The sequence below is a fragment of the Streptomyces sp. 63XJN7_1_ISO-PGPR-S23-121 genome (assembly GCF_056173025.1).
On sequence record NZ_CM149653.1, the window covers coordinates 7214052 to 7235651 of the forward strand.

Annotated in this window: 19 protein-coding genes; 6 read left to right on the top strand and 13 right to left on the bottom strand. The window is 72.2% G+C overall.

Annotation, left to right across the window (positions count from 1 at the left end; translation table 11 throughout):
* The first annotated feature begins 57 nt into the window (after nt 1-57).
* On the top strand, nt 58-555 hold the full coding sequence (gene tamR / locus AC0VYN_RS32200) for a MarR family transcriptional regulator TamR (RefSeq protein WP_475533818.1): 498 nt from the start codon (nt 58-60) through the stop codon (nt 553-555).
* Nucleotides 556-605: 50 nt separating this feature from the next.
* Here tamR and AC0VYN_RS32205 read toward each other — a convergent pair whose 3' ends face one another.
* Nucleotides 606-1379: a response regulator transcription factor gene (locus AC0VYN_RS32205; protein ID WP_475533819.1), complete on the bottom strand. Its 774-nt coding sequence runs from the start codon at nt 1377-1379 to the stop codon at nt 606-608.
* Nucleotides 1380-1669: 290 nt separating this feature from the next.
* Here AC0VYN_RS32205 and AC0VYN_RS32210 point away from each other — a divergent pair, with 290 nt between their 5' ends.
* Nucleotides 1670-2125, top strand: a complete 456-nt coding sequence (locus tag AC0VYN_RS32210) for a GNAT family N-acetyltransferase (RefSeq protein ID WP_385465668.1) — start codon at nt 1670-1672, stop codon at nt 2123-2125.
* On the opposite strand, the gene galK is transcribed toward AC0VYN_RS32210, so the two are convergent.
* The 3 genes from galK to galT are packed head-to-tail and all read right to left on the bottom strand — an operon-like array spanning nt 2109 to nt 5347.
* The gene (gene galK, locus AC0VYN_RS32215) at nt 2109-3281 is read right to left on the bottom strand and encodes a galactokinase (protein WP_475533820.1); all 1173 of its coding nucleotides are present in this window, start codon (nt 3279-3281) and stop codon (nt 2109-2111) included. The genes AC0VYN_RS32210 and galK overlap by 17 nt on opposite strands.
* Nucleotides 3282-3326: 45 nt before the next feature.
* On the bottom strand, nt 3327-4289 hold the full coding sequence (galE, locus tag AC0VYN_RS32220) for a UDP-glucose 4-epimerase GalE (protein WP_385465662.1): 963 nt from the start codon (nt 4287-4289) through the stop codon (nt 3327-3329).
* On the bottom strand, nt 4286-5347 hold the full coding sequence (galT, locus tag AC0VYN_RS32225; RefSeq protein WP_475533821.1) for a galactose-1-phosphate uridylyltransferase: 1062 nt from the start codon (nt 5345-5347) through the stop codon (nt 4286-4288). The genes galE and galT overlap by 4 nt, the downstream gene beginning before the upstream one ends.
* 178 nt (nt 5348-5525) lie before the next feature.
* On the opposite strand from galT, the gene AC0VYN_RS32230 reads away from it, so the two are divergent.
* Together AC0VYN_RS32230 and AC0VYN_RS32235 are read left to right on the top strand one after the other, a co-directional pair.
* The gene (locus AC0VYN_RS32230) at nt 5526-7205 is read left to right on the top strand and encodes a sodium:solute symporter family protein (protein ID WP_475533822.1); all 1680 of its coding nucleotides are present in this window, start codon (nt 5526-5528) and stop codon (nt 7203-7205) included.
* Nucleotides 7206-7226: 21 nt separating this feature from the next.
* Nucleotides 7227-7532 (top strand): hypothetical protein, encoded by a 306-nt coding sequence (locus AC0VYN_RS32235; RefSeq protein ID WP_475533823.1) that lies wholly within the window; start codon nt 7227-7229, stop codon nt 7530-7532.
* 139 nt (nt 7533-7671) lie between these two features.
* Here AC0VYN_RS32235 and AC0VYN_RS32240 read toward each other — a convergent pair whose 3' ends face one another.
* From AC0VYN_RS32240 to rsmI, 9 genes are all read right to left on the bottom strand, one after another.
* The gene (locus tag AC0VYN_RS32240) at nt 7672-8346 is read right to left on the bottom strand and encodes a helix-turn-helix transcriptional regulator (RefSeq protein ID WP_475533824.1); all 675 of its coding nucleotides are present in this window, start codon (nt 8344-8346) and stop codon (nt 7672-7674) included.
* Nucleotides 8347-8537: 191 nt separating this feature from the next.
* Complete coding sequence (locus AC0VYN_RS32245; RefSeq protein ID WP_475533825.1) at nt 8538-10502, bottom strand: outer membrane protein assembly factor BamB family protein; 1965 nt, start codon at nt 10500-10502, stop codon at nt 8538-8540.
* 100 nt (nt 10503-10602) lie between these two features.
* Nucleotides 10603-12360 carry an outer membrane protein assembly factor BamB family protein gene (locus tag AC0VYN_RS32250; RefSeq protein WP_475533826.1) on the bottom strand — a complete coding sequence of 586 codons (1758 nt, stop codon included), beginning with the start codon at nt 12358-12360 and terminating at the stop codon, nt 10603-10605.
* Between the two features lie 239 nt (nt 12361-12599).
* Nucleotides 12600-14414 (bottom strand): ABC-F family ATP-binding cassette domain-containing protein, encoded by a 1815-nt coding sequence (locus tag AC0VYN_RS32255; protein WP_475533827.1) that lies wholly within the window; start codon nt 14412-14414, stop codon nt 12600-12602.
* 307 nt (nt 14415-14721) lie between these two features.
* Nucleotides 14722-15621 carry a 4-(cytidine 5'-diphospho)-2-C-methyl-D-erythritol kinase gene (locus AC0VYN_RS32260; RefSeq protein ID WP_475533828.1) on the bottom strand — a complete coding sequence of 300 codons (900 nt, stop codon included), beginning with the start codon at nt 15619-15621 and terminating at the stop codon, nt 14722-14724.
* 7 nt (nt 15622-15628) lie between these two features.
* Nucleotides 15629-16489: a 16S rRNA (adenine(1518)-N(6)/adenine(1519)-N(6))-dimethyltransferase RsmA gene (gene rsmA, locus AC0VYN_RS32265; protein WP_385465635.1), complete on the bottom strand. Its 861-nt coding sequence runs from the start codon at nt 16487-16489 to the stop codon at nt 15629-15631.
* Nucleotides 16490-16546: 57 nt separating this feature from the next.
* On the bottom strand, nt 16547-17437 hold the full coding sequence (locus AC0VYN_RS32270) for a TatD family hydrolase (protein WP_475533829.1): 891 nt from the start codon (nt 17435-17437) through the stop codon (nt 16547-16549).
* Nucleotides 17438-17493: 56 nt separating this feature from the next.
* Entirely contained in the window at nt 17494-17925 is a 432-nt protein-coding gene (locus tag AC0VYN_RS32275) for a hypothetical protein (protein ID WP_475533830.1), read from the bottom strand.
* Between the two features lie 242 nt (nt 17926-18167).
* Nucleotides 18168-19016, bottom strand: a complete 849-nt coding sequence (gene rsmI, locus AC0VYN_RS32280; protein ID WP_385465627.1) for a 16S rRNA (cytidine(1402)-2'-O)-methyltransferase — start codon at nt 19014-19016, stop codon at nt 18168-18170.
* 97 nt (nt 19017-19113) lie between these two features.
* Between rsmI and AC0VYN_RS32285 the strand changes: the two genes are divergently transcribed.
* Together AC0VYN_RS32285 and AC0VYN_RS32290 are read left to right on the top strand one after the other, a co-directional pair.
* Nucleotides 19114-20859: a dolichyl-phosphate-mannose--protein mannosyltransferase gene (locus tag AC0VYN_RS32285; RefSeq protein ID WP_475533831.1), complete on the top strand. Its 1746-nt coding sequence runs from the start codon at nt 19114-19116 to the stop codon at nt 20857-20859.
* A gap of 100 nt (nt 20860-20959) precedes the next feature.
* Complete coding sequence (locus tag AC0VYN_RS32290; RefSeq protein ID WP_475533832.1) at nt 20960-21493, top strand: SHOCT domain-containing protein; 534 nt, start codon at nt 20960-20962, stop codon at nt 21491-21493.
* Nucleotides 21494-21600 lie beyond the last annotated feature (107 nt).

Genomic DNA, 21600 nt, shown 5'->3' on the forward strand with positions numbered 1-21600 from the left:
GTCAAGATGGTTGACCTCAAGAGACTTCACATCGACACAACCACTACACTGATCGTCATGGAGGACGAGGTCGATCGGCTGGTCGCAGCATGGCGCCGGGAGCGTCCGGACCTCGACGTGGAACCGCTCGAGGTGCTGAGCCGGGTGAGCAGGCTCGCCCGGCACCTGGACCGCGCACGCCGGCTGGCCTTCTCGGAACACCAGCTGGAGCCGTGGGAGTTCGACGTCCTGACGGCGCTGCGCCGGGCGGGCACCCCGTACCAGCTCTCGCCGGGCCAGCTGCTCACCCAGACCCTGGTCACCTCCGGCACGATGACCAACCGCATCGACCGCCTCGCCAAGAAGGACCTGGTGGAACGCCTGCCCGACCCCAGCGACCGGCGCGGCGTGCTGGTCCGGCTCACGGACGAGGGCCGGGACCGCGCCGACCAGGCGCTCGCCGGGCTCCTGGAGCAGGAGCGCGCGATCCTGGGCGAGCTCTCCCGGGCCCAGCGCAGTGAACTGGCCTCACTGCTACGCCAGTTGACCGCCCCGTTCGACAACATTCCCGGTTAAGGGTTTCCCGGGCGGATCGGGCCGCAGACGCGAGGGCTCACCTGCGTCGATCAGGCACTGTTGCTCTCCTCCGACCCGATCCGCCCGGGAGGCCCCAGGTCCACCGGGCCCACCCCGGCCCGGCGCGCCAGCGCGACGGCGGCGAGGGTGGAGTGGACGCCCAGCTTGCCCAGCACGTTCTGCATGTGGGTCCGCACCGTGTGCGGGGAGAGGTAGAGCCGCTCGGCGACCGCCTTGCGGCCGAGTCCGGCGACCATGCAGCGCAGCACCTCCCGCTCGCGCGGGGTCAGCGACTCCACCAGCCGTTCGCTCTCGGTGCGGTGCTTGCGTGCGGCGGTCAGCTCGCGCAGGACGCCGGTGAGCAGCGCGGGCGGCAGATGCGTCTCGTCGCGCAGCACCCCCCGGATCACGCTGAGCAGCCGCGACAGGGAACAGTCCTTGGCCACCCACCCGCAGGCACCGGCCGCCAGCGCCAGGGCCGCGCGGCGGGGGTCGTCCTTCCCGGCGAGGACGACGATCCGCACGCCGGACTGCGCCGACCGCACCCCGGCGACCAGCGAGATGCCGTCCACCAGCCCCTCTTCGTTGCCCTCCCGCACCGGCACGGCCGGCCGGGCGCCGGGCACCCGGCCCCCCAGGTCGGCGTCGACGAGCAGCACGTCGAACCGCCGCCCCTCGGCCGCGGCGCGCTCCAGGCAGCGCAGCGCGGCCGGACCGCTGCCGGCCGCGGAGACGTCGACGTCCGGCTCGGCGGCCAGGGCGGCGGCGAGCGACTCGGCGAAGATGCGGTGGTCGTCGACGACCAGGACTCGGATACGAACCACGGAACCCCCTTCCCCACGCTCCCGCGGAGCAGGGGATACGTCGCATGAGGCGACACCTGCGCGGGCACGGAGCCCGAAGCCCCAGTGCCCGCCTTCGCGTTCGGTACCGGGGACGGGTCGCCGCGGCCGCACGACCGCCGCCGTGCGGTGACCGATGCCCCCGTCCCGGGTTCCGTACCCGGCCGTCCCGCCCCCTGATCGGCACCGGCCCCCACCGGCGCTGTGCATCAGAGTACGGGCGGGCGCCGGGAGCGGAAGGTTATTTGCAGAACTGACAGGCCCGCGCGTTTATGGTGAGCCGCATGTTTCGTCTTGTGACAGAAGTAGACAAAGCACGGCGCGATCTGCTGCGCACCCGCCTGCGGGAGACGAACACGGCCGCCTCCCCGATCCTGCGTACGCTGCGCGGCACCCCTCACGAACGCGAATTCCCCCTGCACGTCTGGGTGCTGGACGCCGACGGCGGCCTCGCGGGCGGTCTCGTCGGGCACACCTGGGCGACCTGGCTCCACGTGACCTACCTGTGGGTGGACGACCGGTGCCGGGGGGCGGGGCTGGGCGCCGCACTGCTGGCCGAGGCGGAGCGCGCGGCCCGCGACGAACGCGGCTGCGCGGCGGCGCGCGTGGAGACCTGGGACTTCCAGGCGCCGGACTTCTACCGCGGGCGGGGCTACGAGGTGGTGTGCGTGATCCCCGACTATCCGCCGGGGATCACCGAGTACACCCTGGTCAAGCGGCTGGGCTGAGCCGCCGCGCGCCCGCCGCGGGCACCGCCTCGAACACCCGGGGGGTGGTGAAGCCGGCCGCGGCGAACGCCTCCTCGACCGCCTTGGTGACGCCGTCGACGTCCGCCGCCTCCACCAGCACGATGGCCGAGCCGCCGAAGCCGCCGCCGGTCATCCGCGCGCCCAGGGCACCGGCCTCCAGCGCGGTGTCGACGACCAGGTCCAGCTCCGGGCAGGAGATGCGGAAGTCGTCCCGCAGGGAGGCGTGGCCCTCGACGAGGACCGGGCCGATGGCGCGGGTGTCGCCGGACTCCAGCAGCGCCACCACCCGCTCCACGCGCTCGTCCTCCGTGACGACGTGCCGGACCAGGCGGCGGACCTCCTCCTCGTCGCCCAGCCGCTCGAGCGCCGCGTCCAGCTCCCCGTAGGGCACGTCCCGCAGCGCGTCGACGCCCAGCAGGGCGGCGCCCTTCTCGCAGCCGGCACGGCGCTTGCCGTACTCGCCCTCGCTGTGGGAGTGCTTGACCTGCGTGTCGACGACCAGCAGACGCATGCCCTCGGCGGCCAGGTCGAAGGGGATCTGGCGCTGGGAGAGGTCGCGGGTGTCCAGGAACAGCGCGTGGCCGGCCTCGCAGCAGGCGGACGCCGTCTGGTCCATGATGCCGACCGGCGCGCCGACGTAGACGTTCTCGGCGCGCTGGCACAGGCGGGCGAGCTGCCAGCCGCGCAGGCCGAGGGAGTACAGGTCGTTCATGGCCAGGGCGACGACGACCTCCAGGGCCGCCGACGAGGACAGGCCCGCGCCCGACGGGACGGTCGAGGCCAGGTGGACGTCGGCGCCGGTGATCTCGTGCCCGGCCTCGCGCAGCGCCCAGACGACGCCCGACGGGTACGCCGTCCAGGACCTGTCCGCCTCGGGGGTCAGGTCGGCGACGCGCAGCTCGACGGGGTCGGCGCCGATGTCCGCCGAGTGCAGGCGCAGGACGCCGTCGTCGCGCCGGGAGACCGCGGCGACCGCGGTGTGCGGCAGGGCGAACGGCATGACGAAGCCGTCGTTGTAGTCGGTGTGCTCGCCGATGAGGTTGACCCGGCCCGGCGCCGCCCACACCCCCTGCGGCCGCTCCCCGTACAGCTCGCGGAACCGCTCACCGACCGTCCGCGCGACAGCCTCGCTCATGTCCTGACCCCTCGCCCTTTCCGCACTTCTCCACGTACCGCAGGTCTACTTCGCGTGCCGCTGCGCGAACTCCCACGCGTCGGCGACGATCCCCGCGAGGTCCGCGCGGGACGGGTTCCAGCCCAGCTTCTCGCGGGCGGTGCCGGCCGACGCCACCAGGGTGGCCGGGTCGCCGCCCCGGCGCGGGGCCACCACCTCGGGGATCGGGTGGCCCGTCACCCGGCGGACGGTCTCGACGACCTCGCGGACCGAGAAGCCGTTGCCGTTGCCCAGGTTGCAGATGAGGTGCTCGCCGGGGACGGCCGCGTCCAGGGCGAGCAGGTGGGCCTCGGCCAGGTCGGCGACGTGGATGTAGTCGCGCACGCAGGTGCCGTCCGGCGTCGGGTAGTCGTCGCCGTAGACGGAGATCGCCTCGCGCCTGCCCTGCGCGACCTGGAGCACCAGCGGGATCAGGTGCGACTCGGGGTCGTGCCGCTCGCCGTACGCGCCGTACGCGCCGGCGACGTTGAAGTAGCGCAGCGAGACCGCGCCGAGCCCGTGGGCCGCGGCCTCGCCGGTGATCATGTGGTCGACGGCGAGCTTGGAGGCGCCGTACGGGTTGGTGGGCCTCGTCGGCGCGGACTCGACGATCGGCACCTCGTCGGGCTCGCCGTAGGTGGCGGCCGTGGAGGAGAAGACGAGCCGGCGCACGCCCGCCGTGCGCATGGCCTCCAGCAGGGCCATGGTGCCGCCGACGTTGTTGTCCCAGTACTTCTCGGGCTTCACGACGGACTCGCCGACCTGGGAGAACGCGGCGAAGTGCAGGACGCCGTCGTAGGAGGAGTCCAGCCATTTGGCGGCGTCGCGGATGTCGCCCTCGACGAACGCGGCGCCCGCCGGGACGCCCTCCCGGAAGCCGGTGGACAGGTTGTCGAGGACGGTGACCTCGTGCCCCGCCTCCAGCAGGTGCTGGGCGACGACGCTGCCGACATAGCCCGCGCCACCTGTCACCAGGTACTTCCCACTCATGAACTCGCTACCTCTCGCAGTCGCTCGGCCGCGCGCTCCGGGGGCACGTCGTTGATGAACACGTTCATGCCGGACTCGGAGCCCGCGAGGAACTTCAGCTTGCCGGACGTCCGGCGAATAGTGAAAAGCTCCAGGTGCAGCGCGAAGTCGTCCCGCGTCACGCCCTCGAAGTCCTCCAGCTGCCCGAACGGGGCCTGGTGCCAGGCCGCGATGTACGGCGTCGGGGCCTCGCCCTCGCCGAAGATCCGGTCGAAGCGCCTCAACAGTTCCAGATAGACCTGGGGGAACTCTGTGCGCGCCGCCTCGTCGAGGCCGAGCAGGTCGGGCACGCGCCGCTTGGAGTAGAGGTGCACCTCGTACGGCCAGTGGGCCGCGTACGGCACGAAGGCGGCCCAGTGCTCGCTCTCCAGGACGACCCGCTCGCCCGCCAGTTCCTCCGCGACCACCGCGTCGAACAGGTTCTCCCCGCCTGTCGCCTCCTTGTGCGCGGCGAGCGAACGGAGCATCAGGGCGGTGCGGGGGGTGGTGAACGGGTAGGCGTAGATCTGCCCGTGCGGGTGACCGAGCGTCACACCGATCTCGGCGCCGCGGTTCTCGAAGCAGAAGACCTGTTCGACGGAGGGCAGATGCGACAGCTCCGAGGTGCGGTCGGTCCAGGCGTCGAGGACGAGCCGGGCCTGCTCCTCGCTCAGGTCGGCGAACGAGGCGTTGTGGTCGGAGGTGAAGCAGACGACCTCGCAGCGGCCGGAGTCGCCGGCCAGCGAGGGGAAGCGGTTCTCGAAGACGACCACGTCGTACGACGAGTCGGGGATCTCGCTCAGCCGCTCGCCCACGGACGGGCACAGGGGGCATTCGTCGGCGGGCGGGTGGTAGGTGCGGCCCTGGCGGTGCGAGGCGACGGCGACCGAGTCGCCGAGCAGCGGGTCGCGGCGGATCTCCGAGGTGGTGACGGTCCGCTCCAGCGGGCGGCGGTCCACGGCGTCCCGCACGGTGTCGTCGCGCAGGTCGTAGTGGATGAGCTCGCGACCGTCGGCCAGCCGGGTCGAGGTCTTCTTCACTGCCGCACTCCTCTGCACCCACACTCAGTCATCCAACACAATCAAACATAACACTTCACAACCTACCAGCGCCCCGATCATCACAATCAAACAAAGAACATCACCACAAGTGTTCATTTACTGAACGCGGAGGCGTAGGTTCCGCTGCGGATCAGTTCGCGCAACGAAGCGAGTTCGTATGCATACCCCCACATATCTAGCCGCGGAGCTTCGACTCCCCACCAACTGGCTCGACTACACGATCCTCGGGATCTACTTCGTCGTCGTGCTCGGCATCGGGTTCGCCGCCCGCCGCTCGGTGCGGACCAGCCTGGACTTCTTCCTGTCCGGCCGGTCGCTGGCCGCCTGGATCACCGGCCTCGCCTTCATCTCGGCCAACCTCGGCGCCACCGAGATCCTGGGCATGGCCGCCAACAGCGCGCAGTACGGCGTCTACACGACGCACTGGTACTGGATCGGCGCCATTCCGGCGATGGTCTTCCTCGGTCTGGTGATGATGCCGTTCTACTACGGCTCGAAGGTCCGCTCGGTCCCCGAGTTCCTGCTGCTGCGCTTCGACAAGGCGGCACACCTGCTGAGTTCGATCCTGTTCGCCTTTGCGGCCATCCTGATCGCCGGAGTGAACCTCTACGCCCTCGCGATCGTCGTCGAGGCGCTGCTCGGCTGGCCGGAGTGGGTGGCCATCGTGGTCGCCGGCTTCTTCGTCCTGGCGTACATCACCCTCGGCGGACTCTCCTCGGCCATCTACAACGAGGTCCTCCAGTTCTTCGTGATCATGGCGGCGCTCATCCCGATCACCATCCTGGGCCTGAAGAAGGTCGGCGGCTGGGACGGCCTGTCCGACTCCCTCACGCAGTCCCACGGCGCCGACTTCATGACCTCGTGGGGCGGCACGGGCATCGGCAGCGCGAACCCGCTGGGCGCCAACTGGCTGACCATCGTCCTCGGCCTCGGCTTCGTGCTCTCCTTCGGCTACTGGACGACGAACTTCGCCGAGGTGCAGCGCGCCCTGTCGGCGAAGAACCTCTCGGCGGCCCAGCGCACGCCGCTGATCGCCGCGTTCCCGAAGATCTTCATCGTCTTCCTGGTGATGATCCCCGGCCTGGTCGCCGCGGTGCTCGTGCCGAAGATCGGCACGCCGGGCTCGGACCTCCAGTACAACGACGCGATCCCGTACCTGATGCAGCAGTTGCTGCCCAACGGTGTCCTCGGCATCGCCGTGACCGGCCTCCTGGCGGCCTTCATGGCGGGCATGGCGGCGAACGTGTCCTCGTTCAACACGGTGTTCACCACCGACATCTGGGCGAAGTACGTCGTGAAGGACCGCGACGACGCGTACTACGTGCGCTTCGGCCGGCTGATCACGGTGATCGGTGTGCTGGCGTCGATCGGGACGGCGTTCCTCGCGTCGTCGTTCTCGAACATCATGAGCTACCTCCAGACGCTGTTCTCCTTCTTCAACGTCCCGATGTTCGTGGTCTTCATCATCGGCATGTTCTGGAAGCGGGCGTCGATGAAGTCCGGCTTCTGGGGGCTGATCGCGGGCACCACCGCCGCGATGGTCAACTACTTCGTCATCTACAAGCAGGGCATCGTCGACATCCCCTCCGACCAGGGCGCCAACTTCGTCTCGGCGATCGCGGGCTTCGTCGCCGGAGCGGTCGTCATGGTCGCCGTGTCCCTGTTCACCAAGCCCAAGCCGGTCGCCGAGCTCCAGGGCCTGGTCTACGGGACCCGCTCCCCGGGCATGTCCGAGCCGCCCGCCGAGGGCGACGACGCGTGGTACCGCAAGCCGGCCCTGCTGGGCTGGGGCGCGGTCGTGCTGGCCGCCGCCTGCTACATCCCGTTCTCGTTCTGACCGCGGGAGGATTGAGAGAGCATGTCCGATTCCTACTCCGACAAGAACGTCCAGGACGAGGTCTCCGAGCTGGAGGGCAAGTCCGCCACAGCAGCGCGGCTGTTCGACATCCGGCGGATCATCGGCGGGCTGTTCGTGGTCTACGGCGTCATCGTGACCATCGCGGGCTTCGCGGCGTCCGACGACGACATCGACAAGGCGCAGGGGGTGAACATCAACTTGTGGACCGGGCTGGGGATGCTGGTGCTGGGGCTCTTCTTCCTGGCCTGGCTGAAGCTCCGCCCCACGACTCCGCCGGCCTCGGCGGAGGAGCCTCCGCCGGAGTGACGGCCGCTCGGTGAACGCCGTCCCCGGGCGCCCGGCGTGGGCGCGGGGGGTGGGTCACGCGGCCCGGCTGCCCGAGGCGAGGCGAGCCGACGGCCCGCCCGGCGAGGCGGCTGACGGCTCGCCGCCACCGGCACGGCGTTCAGCCGCCCGCGGCGCCCGCGCGGTCCAGCAGGCCCGTGCGGGCGGCCAGGGCGGCGGCCTCCAGGCGGGAGCCCACGCCCAGTTTCATCAGCACCCGCTGCACATGCGTACGCGCCGTGGACGGTGCGATGCCCATGCCGGCCGCGATCAGCCGCGTGTCCTCGCCGTCGGCGACCCGGACCAGGACCTCGACCTCCCGCGGCGTGAGCATCGACAGCAGCCGCTGCCCCTCGTCGTCCGGCTGCGCCGCCGGATTCAGCAGCTCCCCGAACGCCCCCTGGAGCAGCGCCGGCGCCACCGCCGCCTCGCCCGCCCGCGCCTTCATGATCGCCCGCTCGACCCCCTCGATGCGCTCGTCGTGCCGGACGTACCCCGACGCCCCCGCCGCGAACGCCGCCGCGATCCCGCGCGGACTCGGCACCGGCCCCAGCACCAGCACCGCCACCTGCGGCCGCTCCCGCTTGATCCGGACCACCGGATCGAAGATCCCCGGCTCGGCCGGTGTCGCCGTGCCCAGCAGACACACCTCCGGCGCCCGGCCGATCACCAGCTCCGCCGCCCCCGCGGCGGGCGCCGTCGCGGCGAGCACCCGGTGCCCCCGCAGCTTCAGCGCCGAGGCCAGCGCCTCGGCGAGCAATCGGTGGTCGTCGACCACCATGAGCCGCACTCCCATAGAGCAACCCCCCAGTTCCCCCCGGTACTGCCCCCGGAAGCTACACGCAAGAGCGACGTCGCGCTGCCCCTACCGGCAAGAACCGCCCCCCGACGCCGAAACCCCGCACCGCGTCCCGCGCGCCACGGCCCCGCCCCCGGGAACGGGGGCGGGGCCGTGGCGCGCGGGACGCGGTGCGGGGACGGACCGGCTCAGCCGGCGGTGGCGAACCCGATGGCCAGGTACTCCTTCTCGTCCGCGCTGGTCACCTCACTGGCGTACACCTGCGACATGTACAGGTGCCCCTGGGAGTACAGGTACTCGGAGTACTCCGGCAGCATGCTGGTCTCCACGTCCCGCACCGCCTCGGTCGCCGGGTTCTCCAGCAGCGTGGTCGGCTTGAACGACCCGCCGTCGATGCTGACGATCTGGCCGCCCTTGTCGTACGGCGGGCGCTTGTACGCGATCACGTTGCCGCCGTCCATGCGCAGCGGGGTGATCGTGTAGCCGTCGCCGGCGTCGGCGCGCTGCCCGGTCTGCTTTCCGGTGGCCAGGTCGAGGGCGACGATCTCGTTGGTCTGGGAGTAGCTCTCGCCGCCGCCCTCGTGCTCCTCGGTCGGGATGTAGATGCGGTCGTTGCCGACCACGAGCCCGGAGCACTGCTCGATCTTGCTGATGGTGTCGCAGCGGGCGGCGTACTGCTCGCCCGGCGCCGAGATGCGGGTGCGCAGCTTGCCGGTCTTGTTGTCGATGGAGAAGAAGTCCGAGATACCGCTGCCGTCACCGGCGGAGTCACCGACGTCGGCGGCCACGACCAGGGGGTTGGTCGAGACGATGCCCGCGTACTCGATGCCCTTGGCCATCTTGTACTCCGAGAGCACCTTGCCGGTCTTCGGGTCGAGGGTCTGGATGTTGAGCTGCCGTGCGTCGTACGAGCCGCACTTGCGGACCGCGACCAGCTTCTCGCCACCGCCGTAGCCCGCGTCGTAGCAGGAGTCGGTCGTCTTCGGGGACCACAGGACGTCGCCGCTGGCGAGGTCCCAGGCGACGCCGCCGCTGGTGCTGCCGGCGGCGACGGTGCCGCCGCTGATCGTGACGTTGTCGAAGGAGATCGGCTGGTCACCGGACTTGGCGGACTTCGTCCACACGGTCTTTCCGGTACCCAGGTCGATCAGCGCGACCTGGCTGCAGCCGTGCGAGGGCTCGGCCTTGGTCGGCATGGCGGGCTCGTGGACGACGACCGCCTTGTCGTCCGCGGTGAGGTGCCGGCTGGTGGTGCAGACCGGGCCCGCCAGCGGGATGGTCCACAGCTTGCTGCCCTTGTCGGGGTCGTAGCCGACGATCTGGGCGATGCCGCTCTTGGCGTACACCGAGTCGGTGAGCCAGGAGCCGGCGACGACGACGCTGCTGTCGTCCTTGCTCACCGCGGGGGCCGGGACCTGGAAGAGGACCTTGGCGGCCGGGTCCGCGGGCACCTTCTCCTTGCCGCCGGAGGAGGTGCCGCCGGAGCCGCCCTTGCCGTTCGTGCCGCCCTTGCCGCTGGTGCCGCCGCTGGAGCCCGCCGTGTTGTTCTTGTCGTCGTCCTTGCCGGAGGAGCTCGCGTACCAGACCCCGCCGCCGATGATGAGGGCGATGGCGACGACGGCGGCCACGATGATGGCCATCGACGCACTGATCCTCCGCCCGCCGCCCTGCCCGCCGGCCTGGGCCTGCATGGGCACGGTCGCCTGGGGATAGCCGTAGCCCGGCTGACCGGGCTGCCCCGGCTGCCCGTACGGCGGCGTCGGCTGCGCGTACGGCGGCGTCGGCTGCGCGTAGGGTCCGGGCGGCGTCGGCTGCCCGTAGGGCCCGGGCTGCTGCGGCTGCCCGTACGGGCCGGGCCCGCCGGGGTAGCCGTATCCGGGCTGGGGCGTCTGCGGGGGCTGCGGATACCCGTACCCCGGCTGCGGTCCGCCCGCCGGCGGAGCCGGCGGTGCCACGGGCGGCTGCGGGGACGCCGGAGGCGTCCCCGGGGCCTGCGGGTAGCCGTACCCGGGCTCGGGGGCCTTGCCGAGGTCCGGTCCGCCGCCCGACGGCGGGGTGGGGGGCTGGGACGGCTGCGACGGCTGGTCCTGCGGCGGTCCGAAGCCCCCTGACTGCGGGGGCTGGTTCGGCGGCGGGGGCGGCGGCTGGGTCATGGCGTGAGTACCTCGGTGAGCGGGGACGACGGGACCGGCCGGGCCGGCCGGACGGATCCGGCGCGGCGGCGGACGGGGCGGGCGGCCGGGGCGGAGAAGGTCACTTGCCGTAGGCGAGCATCAACTTCTCCTTCGCGTCGTCGTTCCCGGTCAGGCGGGTGCTGGAGATGTAGAAGCGCCCGTCGGCCCAGTCGATGTCCCGCGAGTAGAAGCTGCCCTCGATGTCCGCGGTGCCCTCCGGGTTCTGCAGCAGCTTGGCCGGCGTGTGGGCGGCGCCGCCCGTCGGGATCGACACGACCTGACCGCCCGCGTCGTACGACGGCTCCACGTAGGCGACGAGGGCGCCGCCCTCGGCCTTCACCGGCAGCATCGACTCGTCCGCGGGGGACTTGGTGCGCCACTTCTCCTTGCCGTCGGCGAGGCCGATCGCGACGATCTCGTTGGCGCCGGTGGTCGCCTTGGTCGGCAGGTAGAGGGTGTTGTCGGCGACGACGACACCCGTGCAGCCCTGGAGGTCGCGCTCGAGGATGGCCCAGCCGCACTCGGGGGCGAAGTCCTCGTCGACACCGACCTGCGCCTGGACCCGTCCGGCGGAGGTGAAGCTGGAGATGTTCCAGACCTTCTTGTCCTCGTTGGTGGCGTAGACGACGAGCGGGTCGACGGAGTAGGTCCGGGCGACCTGCCAGCCCTTCTCGTACTTGTAGGTCCACAGGACCTTGCCGGTCCTCGGGTCGAGGCCCTGCATCTCGTCGTGCGCGTTGTCGCCGCCGGCGCCGCAGGAGGCGACCTGGACGAGCTTCGTCGCGCTGCCCGCGAAACCGGCGGGGAAGCAGGCGTCGCCGTACCGCTTCTTGTCGTACAGCTTCTTGCCGCTGGTCACGTCGTAGGCGGTGCCGGACTGGGAGCGGCCGACCATCAGGGTGCTGCCGCTGACGTTGAGTTCGAGGGAGAGCGTCGAGTCGAACAGCTCGCCGTCCGCGACCTCTTCCTTCCAGCCCTGCTTGCCGGTGGCGAGGTCGATCTGCTGGAGCTGGTTGCACTCGGCGCGGTCGCTGGAACCGCTCATGTAGGCGACGACGATCGTGTTCTGCGCCGTCGCCTCCGGGGTGACCGCGCAGATCTTCTGCGGGAAGGTGATGGGGTCCCAGGTGGGCTTGCCGTCACCGATGTCGTAGGCGAGGACCTGCTTGTACGCAGCCTTCACCGCGGCCTTGTCGGTGATCCACATGCCGTCGGCGTCGGCGCCGGAACCGGGGGCGTCGGGCGCCTCCTTGTACCAGAGCACCTTCGACTCGCCGGCTTTGCGGCCCTCGTTGAGGTCCTGGGTGTCCTCGGCGCCGTCGCCGCTGCCGTCCCCCGGGTCGACCGGGGCGCCGCCGGAGGCCGAGGGCTTGGGGTCGTCGCTCTTCCCGGCGACCGGCTTCTTGTCCGGGCCGTCGTCCCCGGTGCCGGTGACCGCCCACACGGTGCCGCCGATGACGAGCAGGGCCGCGACCGCGGCGCCGATCGCGAGGGCGGGCTTGCCCTTGAAGGGATTGCGGGATCCGGAGCCGCCGGGCGGCGGGGTGCCGGGGCCGCCGGGGAACTGCGGCTGCGGGTAGCCGTAGCCGGGCTGCTGACCGTACGGGCCCGGCTGCTGCGGCTGGGCGTACGGGCCGGAGTTGTACGGGCCGGGCTGCGCGTACGGGCCGGGCTGCTGGGGGTATCCGTACCCCGGCTGCGGGGGGCCCTGCGGAGGCTGGGGCATCTGGGGCGGGCCCTGCGGGGGCTGCGGCGCCCCGAAGCCACCACCCGGCGGCGGGTCCTGCGGTGCTCCGAAGCCACCCGGCTGCGGCGGCTGGTTGGGCGGCTGGCTCATCAGCGCGTTCCCCCTTATTGCTCACTGATTTCTCGCCACGTCCCGAGGTACGCGCTGGCCCCGGAAGCGTCGTCGGGCGATTGGTCAGACAGTCGTCAGACGGCTCTTTCTATCACCCGGTGCCGACAGCACACCGGGCCGCGTCCGCCCCTGTTCCCAAGGGAGGACCGGCCCGTGATGCCTCTGTTACGCGCCTTCACGCCCTCTTCACGCCTCGCGCGCCCCCGGCCCGCGAGGTGTCAGGCGTCCTCCGCCAATTCCAGCCAGCGCAGCTCCAGCTCGTCGCGCTGCCCGGCCAGGGTGCGCAGCTCGGCGTCCAGTTCGGCCACCTTCGCGAAGTCCGTGGCGTTCTCGGCGATCCGGGCGTGCAGTTTGGTCTCCTTCTCGGAGACCTTGTCGAGCTGCCGCTCGATCTTCTGGAGCTCCTTCTTGGCGGCGCGCACGTCGGCGGCGCTCTTCTCGGGCACCTCCGCGGCCGCTTTCGCCGCCGGCGCGGGCGAGTTGGCCGCCGCGGCCTCCTCCATGCGCCGGCGCCGCTCCAGGTACTCGTCGATGCCGCGCGGCAGCATGCGCAGCGCGCCGTCGCCGAGCAGGGCGAAGACCCGGTCGGTGGTGCGCTCGACGAAGAACCGGTCGTGGGAGATGACGATCATCGAACCGGGCCAGCCGTCGAGGACGTCCTCCAGCTGGGTCAGGGTCTCGATGTCGAGGTCGTTGGTGGGCTCGTCGAGGAAGAGGACGTTGGGCTCGTCCATGAGCAGACGCAGCAGTTGGAGCCGCCGCCGCTCACCGCCGGACAGGTCGCCGACCGGCGTCCACTGCTTCTCCTTGCCGAAGCCGAACGTCTCGCAGAGCTGGCCCGCGGTCATCTCACGGCCCTTGCCGAGGTCGACGCGCTCGCGGACCCGCTGCACGGCCTCCAGCACCCGCCAGGTGGGGTCGAGTTCGGCGACCTCCTGGGACAGGTAGGCCAGCTTGACGGTCCTGCCGACGCGCACCTGCCCGCCGGCCGGCTGCCGTTCGCCCTCGCTGCGGGCGGCCTCGGCGAGGGCGCGCAGCAGGGAGGTCTTGCCGGCGCCGTTGACGCCGACCAGGCCGATGCGGTCGCCGGGGCCGAGCTGCCAGGTGACGTGCTCGAGCAGCACCTTGGGGCCGGCCTGGACGGTCACGTCCTCCAGGTCGAACACGGTCTTGCCGAGCCGGGACGAGGCGAACTTCATCAGCTCGCTGCTGTCGCGGGGCGGCGGGACGTCGGCGATCAGCTCGTTGGCGGCCTCGACGCGGAAGCGGGGCTTGGAGGTGCGGGCGGGGGCGCCGCGCCGGAGCCAGGCCAGCTCCTTGCGGACGAGGTTCTGCCGCTTGGTCTCCTCGGTGGCGGCGATGCGCTCGCGCTCGGCGCGGGCGAAGACGTAGTCGGAGTAGCCGCCCTCGTACTCGAACACGTCGCCGCGCTGGACGTCCCACATGCGGGTGCAGACCTGGTCGAGGAACCAGCGGTCGTGGGTGACGCAGACGAGCGCGGAGCGGCGTTCGCGCAGGTGCGCGGCGAGCCAGGCGATGCCCTCGACGTCGAGGTGGTTGGTGGGCTCGTCGAGGACGATCAGGTCCTGCTCGTCGATCAGCAGCTTGGCGAGCGCGATCCGGCGCCGCTCGCCGCCGGAGAGCGGCCCGATGACGGTGTCCAGCCCCTGCGGGAACCCGGGCAGGTCCAGCCCGCCGAAGAGGCCGGTCAGCACGTCGCGGACCTTGGCGTTGCCCGCCCACTCGTGGTCGGCCATGTCGCCGATGACCTCGTGGCGGACGGTGGCCTCCGGGTCGAGGGAGTCGTGCTGGGTGAGCACGCCCAGCCGCAGCCCGCCGGAGTGGGTGACCCGGCCGGTGTCGGGCTCCTCCAGCTTGGCGAGCATCCGGATCATGGTCGTCTTGCCGTCGCCGTTGCGGCCGACGACACCGATGCGGTCCCCTTCGGACACGCCGAGGGACACGCCGTCGAGAAGTGCACGGGTGCCGTACACCTTGCTGACGTTCTCGACATTGACCAGGTTGACGGCCATTTCTCTCCTGCCTGGGGGACGATCGACCCTCCAGGGTAGTCCCGGCCGCGGGTGCCCGGGATCTGCCGTCGGATCGGGCCGGCCGAGGGGGACGGTGCGTCCCGGGCCGGCGTGGTCCGAACGGCGGGCCCCAGGTCCTGTCGTCGAACTCCCGTCGTTCGCCCGAAGGGCGGGCCTGGCGGCGTCAGGTGCGTGCTCTCGGCGCGCGGGGCTCTGAGCCTCGTACTGGATGTACTCGGTTCAGGGCCCCGTGCGGCGAGATTGCGTGCATGGCGTCGCCAGGCAGACGGGAGTTCGACGACAGGGCCTAGGAGCCGAGCACCGTCGCCCCCGCCGCGGGACCCGACGCCGTGCGCACGTCGCGGCAGGTGCCGGACGCCCGGAGCACCCCGGCGATGTCGGACGCGGACCCGGCGTCCGTGGCGAGGAAGGCCGTGGTCGGGCCCGAGCCCGAGACCAGGGCCGCCAGCGCACCCGCCGCGCGCCCCGCCGCGAGGGTGTCGGACAGCTCGGGGAAGAGGGACAGGGCCGCGGGCTGGAGGTCGTTGGTGACGGCGACGGCGAGCGCGGCGGGGTCGCCCTTGGCGAGGGCGTCGAGGACCGGCTGCGCGGCGGCCGGCTCGGGGATGTCCCGGCCCTCTCCCAGGCGGTCGAACTCGCGGAAGACGGCCGGCGTGGACAGGCCCCGCGCGGCCAGGGCGAAGACCCAGTGGAAGTCGCCGCCGGTCTCCAGTGCCGTCAGCCGCTCCCCGCGCCCGGTGCCGAGTGCCGCCCCGCCGACCAGGCTGAACGGGACGTCGCTGCCGAGCTCGGCGCAGATCTCCAGCAGCTCGGAGCGGGAGGCGCCGGTGCCCCACAGGGCGTCGCAGGCGACCAGGGCGCCGGCGCAGTCCGCGCTGCCGCCCGCCATGCCGCCGGCCACGGGGATGTCCTTGGCGATGTGCAGGTGCACGTCGGGTTCGCGGCCGTACCGCTCGGCGAGGGCGAGGGCGGCGCGCGCCGCGAGGTTGGTGCGGTCGAGCGGGACCTGGTCGGCGTCCGGGCCCTCGCAGGTGACGCGCAGGGCGCCGGCCGGGGTCGCGGTGACCTCGTCGTACAGGGAGACCGCGAGGAAGACGTTGGCCAGGTCGTGGTAGCCGTCGGCGCGGGCGGCGCCGACCGCGAGCTGGACGTTGACCTTGGCGGGGACGCGGACCGTCACGCTCACTTGCTCGTCACTCCTTGTGTTCGGCGATACGCGCGAACTCTTCCACGGTCAGCGCCTCTCCGCGCGCCTGCGGCGACACGCCCGCGGCGACGAGGGCGGCCTCCGCGGCGGCGGCCGACCCGGCCCAGCCGGACAGGGCGGCCCGCAGGGTCTTGCGGCGCTGGGCGAAGGCGGCGTCGACGACGGCGAACACCTCGCGCCGGGACGCGGTGGTCTTCAGCGGCTCGGTCCGCCGGACGAGTGACACCAGTCCGCTGTCGACGTTCGGCGCGGGCCAGAAGACGTTGCGGCCGATGGCGCCGGCCCGCTTCACCTCGGCGTACCAGTTGGCCTTCACGGACGGCACGCCGTACACCTTCGAGCCGGGTCCGGCGGCGAGCCGGTCGGCGACCTCGGACTGGACCATGACGAGGGTGCGCTCGATGCTCGGGAAGGTCTCGAGCATGTGGAGGAGGACGGGCACGGCCACGTTGTAGGGCAGGTTGGCGACCAGCGCGGTCGGGGCGGGGCCCGGCAGCTCGGTCACCTGCATGGCGTCGGAGTGGACGAGCGCGAACCGGTCGGCGCGCCCGGGCATCCGGGCGGCGACGGTGGCGGGCAGGGCGGCGGCGAGGACGTCGTCGATCTCGACGGCGGTGACCCGGTCGGCCGCCTCGAGGAGGGCCAGGGTGAGCGAGCCGAGACCCGGTCCCACCTCGACCACCACGTCGTCGGGGCGTACCTCGGCGGTGCGGACGATACGGCGGACCGTGTTCGCGTCGATGACGAAGTTCTGGCCGCGCTGCTTGGTGGGGCGCACGCCGAGGGCGGCCGCGAGTTCACGGACGTCGGCGGGGCCCAGGAGGGCGTCGGGGGTGGGGCTGCTCACCCGGCAAGGGTAGCCGGGGGCGCTCCCCGGCCGTCCGGGGCGGCCGGGCAGGGCCGCTCAGTAGCCGAAGGCGCGGGCCGTGTTCGCCGCGAGTGCCGTGGCCAGGGCGTCCTCGTCGATGCCGCGCACGGCGGCCATCGCCCGCACCGTGACCGGCACCAGGTAGGGGGCGTTGGGGCGGCCCCGGTAGGGGGCCGGCGTCAGGAACGGCGCGTCGGTCTCCACCAGGACCAGCTCCAGCGGGGCGACCGCGAGGGCGTCGCGCAGGTTCTGCGCGTTCTTGAAGGTGACGTTGCCGGCGAAGGACATGTAGTACCCGGCCTCGGCGCAGATCCCGGCCATCTCCGCGTCGCCGGAGTAGCAGTGGAAGACGGTGCGCTCGGGGGCGCCCTCCTCCTCGAGGACGCGCAGGACGTCGGCGTGGGCGTCGCGGTCGTGGATGACCAGGGCCTTGCCGTGCCGCTTGGCGATCTCGATATGGGCGCGGAAGGACCTTTCCTGGGCCTCCTTGCCTTCGGGCCCGGTGCGGAAGTAGTCCAGGCCCGTCTCGCCGACCCCCTTGACCTGCGGCAGCGCGGCCAGCCGGTCGATCTCCGCGAGGGCCTCGTCCAGTGCCGTGTCCCCGCCGGGCTGCCGCGCGCCCTGCCGGGACCAGCCGTCGGGGTCGCCGTGCACGATGCGCGGTGCCTCGTTGGGGTGCAGGGCGACGGTGGCGTGGACGGCCTCGTGCTCCGCCGCCGTCTCGGCCGCCCAGCGGGAGCCGGCGAGGTCGCAGCCGACCTGGACGACCGTGGTGACCCCCACCGACGCCGCTTTCGCGAGGCCCTCCGCCACCGTGCCCGACTGCATGTCGAGGTGGGTGTGCGAGTCGGCGACCGGTATCCGCAGCGGTTCGGGGAGCGGCGGGGCGTCGTTCTTGTCGGTCCGGTCCGAGGCGTTCGAAGGCATGCCCCGATCCTACGGAAGGAGCGTGCCCGTACGGTTCGCCCGAGGTCCCGGGGCGGTCAGCCGGCCCTGCGCTGGAGGTGGAGGGCCCGCAGCAGGTCGGACAGGTGCCAGTGCCGGTGCCCGGGCGAGAGCCCCGGCGCCCCCGGTCCCGGCTGCTCGGGCACCCGGGGGACCTGCAGCGGCCCGGCCGGCGGCACCCGGTGCACGCCGGCCGCGGTGCCGCGCACCGAGGCGACACGCCCCGGCCGCATGATCCGTACGACGTGGTTGTCGCAGATGGCGCACGTGGGCCGGCTCAGCGGGGAGGGCACCGGGCGGCCGTCCGCCCGGTAGAGCACGAACTCGTGGCCGTCGGCGTCCCGGTGGTGCTCTATCTCGAACGACTGCTCCCAGCCGTGCCCGCAGCGCATGCACGCGAAGGAGTACGACTCGTGGACGACGGCGGTGACCCCGGCCCGCAGGCCGGTCCGCCGGGTGATGTCACTCATGCCAGCTCCTGCTGTCCGCTGGACGCCGGGGACAGGTACGTCCCCCTTCGTCCAGTGGACGCCTCGTCCGACCGGAATGCATCAACCCTGTTGAGTATTGGAGCCTTTTTGGGCGTTCCTTGCCCGTTCACCCCCGGCGGGCGGGCCGGGGCTTTGCCTTGCGGGCAGGTTGTTTGCCCGGCCATGGGGCGCGGGCGCGCCCGGGCGGCGCTCCCCCGCGCGGGCGCCCTCGCGTCCCGCCGTCACGCGCCGGCGTGCTTGGCCGCCACCACCGCGTCGAAGACCTCCCGCTTGGGCACGCCCGCCTCGGCGGCCACCGCGGCGATCGCCTCCTTGCGCCGCTCGCCGGCCTCCTCGCGCACCCGCACCCGGCGCACCAGTTCCTCGGCGCCGACCTCCTCGGGCCCGGTGTCCGGCGCCCCCTCGACCACGACGGTGATCTCGCCGCGCACCCCTTCGGCGGCCCACGCGGCGAGTTCGCCGAGGCCGCCGCGCCTGACCTCCTCGTACGTCTTGGTCAGCTCCCGGCAGACGGCGGCCCGCCGGTCGGCGCCGAACACCTCGGCCATCGCGGCGAGGGTGTCGTCGAGGCGGTGCGGGGCCTCGAAGTAGACGAGGGTCCGGCGCTCCCCGGCGACCTCGCGCAGCCGGCCGAGCCGTTCGCCGGCCTTGCGCGGCAGGAAGCCCTCGAAGCAGAACCGGTCGACCGGCAGCCCGGACAGCGCGAGCGCGGTGAGCACGGCGGACGGGCCGGGCACGGCGGTCACCCTGACGTCCCGCTCGACGGCCGCGGCGACCAGCCGGTAGCCCGGGTCGGACACCGACGGCATGCCGGCGTCGGTCACCAGCAGCACGCGCGCGCCGCCCACCAGTTCCTCGACCAGTTCGGGCGTACGGGCGGACTCGTTGCCCTCGAAGTACGACACGACACGCCCCCTGGGCGTCACCCCGAGCGCCTGGGTGAGCCGGCGCAGCCGCCGGGTGTCCTCGGCGGCGACGAGGTCGGCGCCCGCGAGTTCCTCGGCGAGCCGGGGCGGGGCGTCCTGGACGTCGCCGATGGGGGTGCCCGCCAGTACAAGGGTTCCAGTCACGTCCCCCATCCTCCCAGGGGTGTGCGGACGGGGACGCATCCGGACCCGTGAGGGCCGTGCGCGGGACGCGCACAGAACGGTTCCCTACGATGGCGCGGTGACCAGTACCGCGTCCTCCACGGACCTCCGGCAGGACCAGGCCCCGCCCGGCGAGGGGCCCACCTGGCAGCAGCGGCTGCGCCGCTTCGGCTACACGGCGGGGCAGCCCGCGGGCGACGTCCGCGACCGGCTGGTGCCGCCGTACACGCGGCCCGGCCCGCGGCTGTGGGTCTTCCTCGGCCTGTCGAAGGCGGCGGCCGACCGGATCGGGCGCTGGTCCGGCTGGGGCGGTCCGCTGCTGGTCGCGCTGCTGGCGGGTGTGCTGCGGTTCTGGAACCTGGGCAGCCCGAAGGCGGTGATATTCGACGAGACGTACTACGCCAAGGACGCCTGGGCACTGATCCACCGCGGTTTCGAGGTCAACTGGGACAAGAACGCCAACGACCTGATCCTGAACTCGGGCGGGCACGTCCCGATCCCGACGGACGCGGCGTACGTCGTCCATCCGCCGGTCGGCAAGTACATGATCGGGCTGGGCGAGCTGCTGTTCGGGTTCGACCCGTTCGGCTGGCGGTTCATGACGGCGCTGCTCGGCACGCTGTCGGTACTGATGCTGTGCCGGATCGGGCGCCGGCTGTTCCGCTCCACGTTCCTCGGGTGCCTGGCGGGCGCGCTGATGGCGGTGGACGGGCTGCACTTCGTGATGAGCCGCACGGCACTGCTGGACAGCGTGCTGATGTTCTTCGTGCTGGCCGCGTTCGGGTGCCTGGTCGTGGACCGCGACCGGGCCCGCGGCAGACTCGCCGCCGCGCTGCCGGTGGACTCCGACGGCCGGGTCCGCCCGGACACGCACGTCGCCGGGTCGCTGAGGCTCGGGTGGCGGCCCTGGCGGCTGGCGGCCGGGGTGATGCTGGGCCTGGCCGCGGCCACCAAGTGGAACGGCCTGTACATCATGGCGGCGTTCTGCGTGATGGCCGTGCTGTGGGACGTCGGCTCCCGCCGGGTCGCGGGCGCCGACCGGCCGTACCTGGCGGTGCTGAGGCACGACCTGGGCTGGGCGTTCCTGTCGACCGTGCCGGTCGCCGTCGTCACCTACATCGCGACCTGGACCGGCTGGATCCTCTCCCCCGCCGACGGCTCCGGCGGCTACTACCGCGACTGGGCGACGGCCGGCGGGCGGACCAGCTCCTGGTCGTGGCTCTTCCCGGACTGGTGGCGCAGCCTGTGGCACTACGAGACGCAGGTGTACGAGTTCCACACCCACCTGACGTCTCCGCACACGTACCAGTCCAACCCGTGGAGCTGGCTCGTCCTGGGCCGCCCGGTCTCCTACTTCTACGAGTCGCCGGGGCCCGGCACGGACGGCTGCCCGGCCGACGCGGGCGAGAAGTGCGCCCGCGAGGTCCTGGCGATCGGCACGCCGCTGCTGTGGTGGATCGGCTGCTTCGCCCTGCTGTACGTCCTGTGGCGCTGGGCCTTCCGCCGCGACTGGCGCGCGGGTGCCATCGCCTGCGGGCTGGCGGCCGGCTACCTGCCCTGGTTCCTGTACCAGGAGCGCACGATCTTCCTCTTCTACGCCGTCGTCTTCCTGCCCTTCCTGTGCCTGGCGGTGGCGATGCTGCTGGGGGCGATCGTGGGCCGGCCGGGCTGCGGGGACACCCGGCGCGTGGCGGGGGCGACGGGCGCGGGCGTGCTGGTGCTGCTGATCGCCTGGAACTTCATCTACTTCTGGCCCCTCTACACGGGGACGGCGATCCCGATGGAGGAGTGGCGGTCACGGATGTGGCTGGACACCTGGGTCTAGCCGAGGATCCGCCGCTGAAGTTCGTACAACCTTCACCCACTGGCGCGTGTCTAGTTGTACACGGCATGTACCACGCCGTACTGAACTCAGGAGCACTCCTATGTCCAGCGATGCGCTGATGACCTTCAAGAGCCACATCGAAGGCAAGAACGCCGACGTGGCCATCTACAACGACCGGGTCGAGTGGGCCCGGAGCCGCGGTATGAGCGCCAAGAAGCTCACGGCCGGCTTCCTGACCGGTGGCGCATCACTCCTGGCCACGGGGGTCCGCAGCTCCGACGCAGGCACCGAGATGGTTCCGATCAAGAGCATCTCCAGCGTGGTGACCAAGCGGGACGGTCTGATGTACACCAAGGTGGTGGTGGTGGCTTCGGGCAACACGATCGAGTTCCGGGTCCCGCATGACTCGGCTCCCGGCATCAAGGCGCTACTCACCGACTTGGTGCTCGGAAAGATCCCTGCCCCTGACCAGGCTTCCTTTGCCGTCGCTCGCCCCGTTCCGGCGGCGGCCCCCTCGTCGCAGGCGAGTACACCCGTCGAGCAGCTGCGACAGCTGGCGGAGCTGCGAGATGCCGGCATCCTCTCGGAGGAAGAGTTCACGACCAAGAAGGCGGAGATCCTCGCCCGCATGTAACGCAATCGACGCGGCGGTCGCGAGGAGTGGCGGATGTGGCTGGACACCTGGGTCTGACCCGGAACGTCCGGATCCCGCCCGCCCGGGCCGGTCTCCGTTCGGCCAAC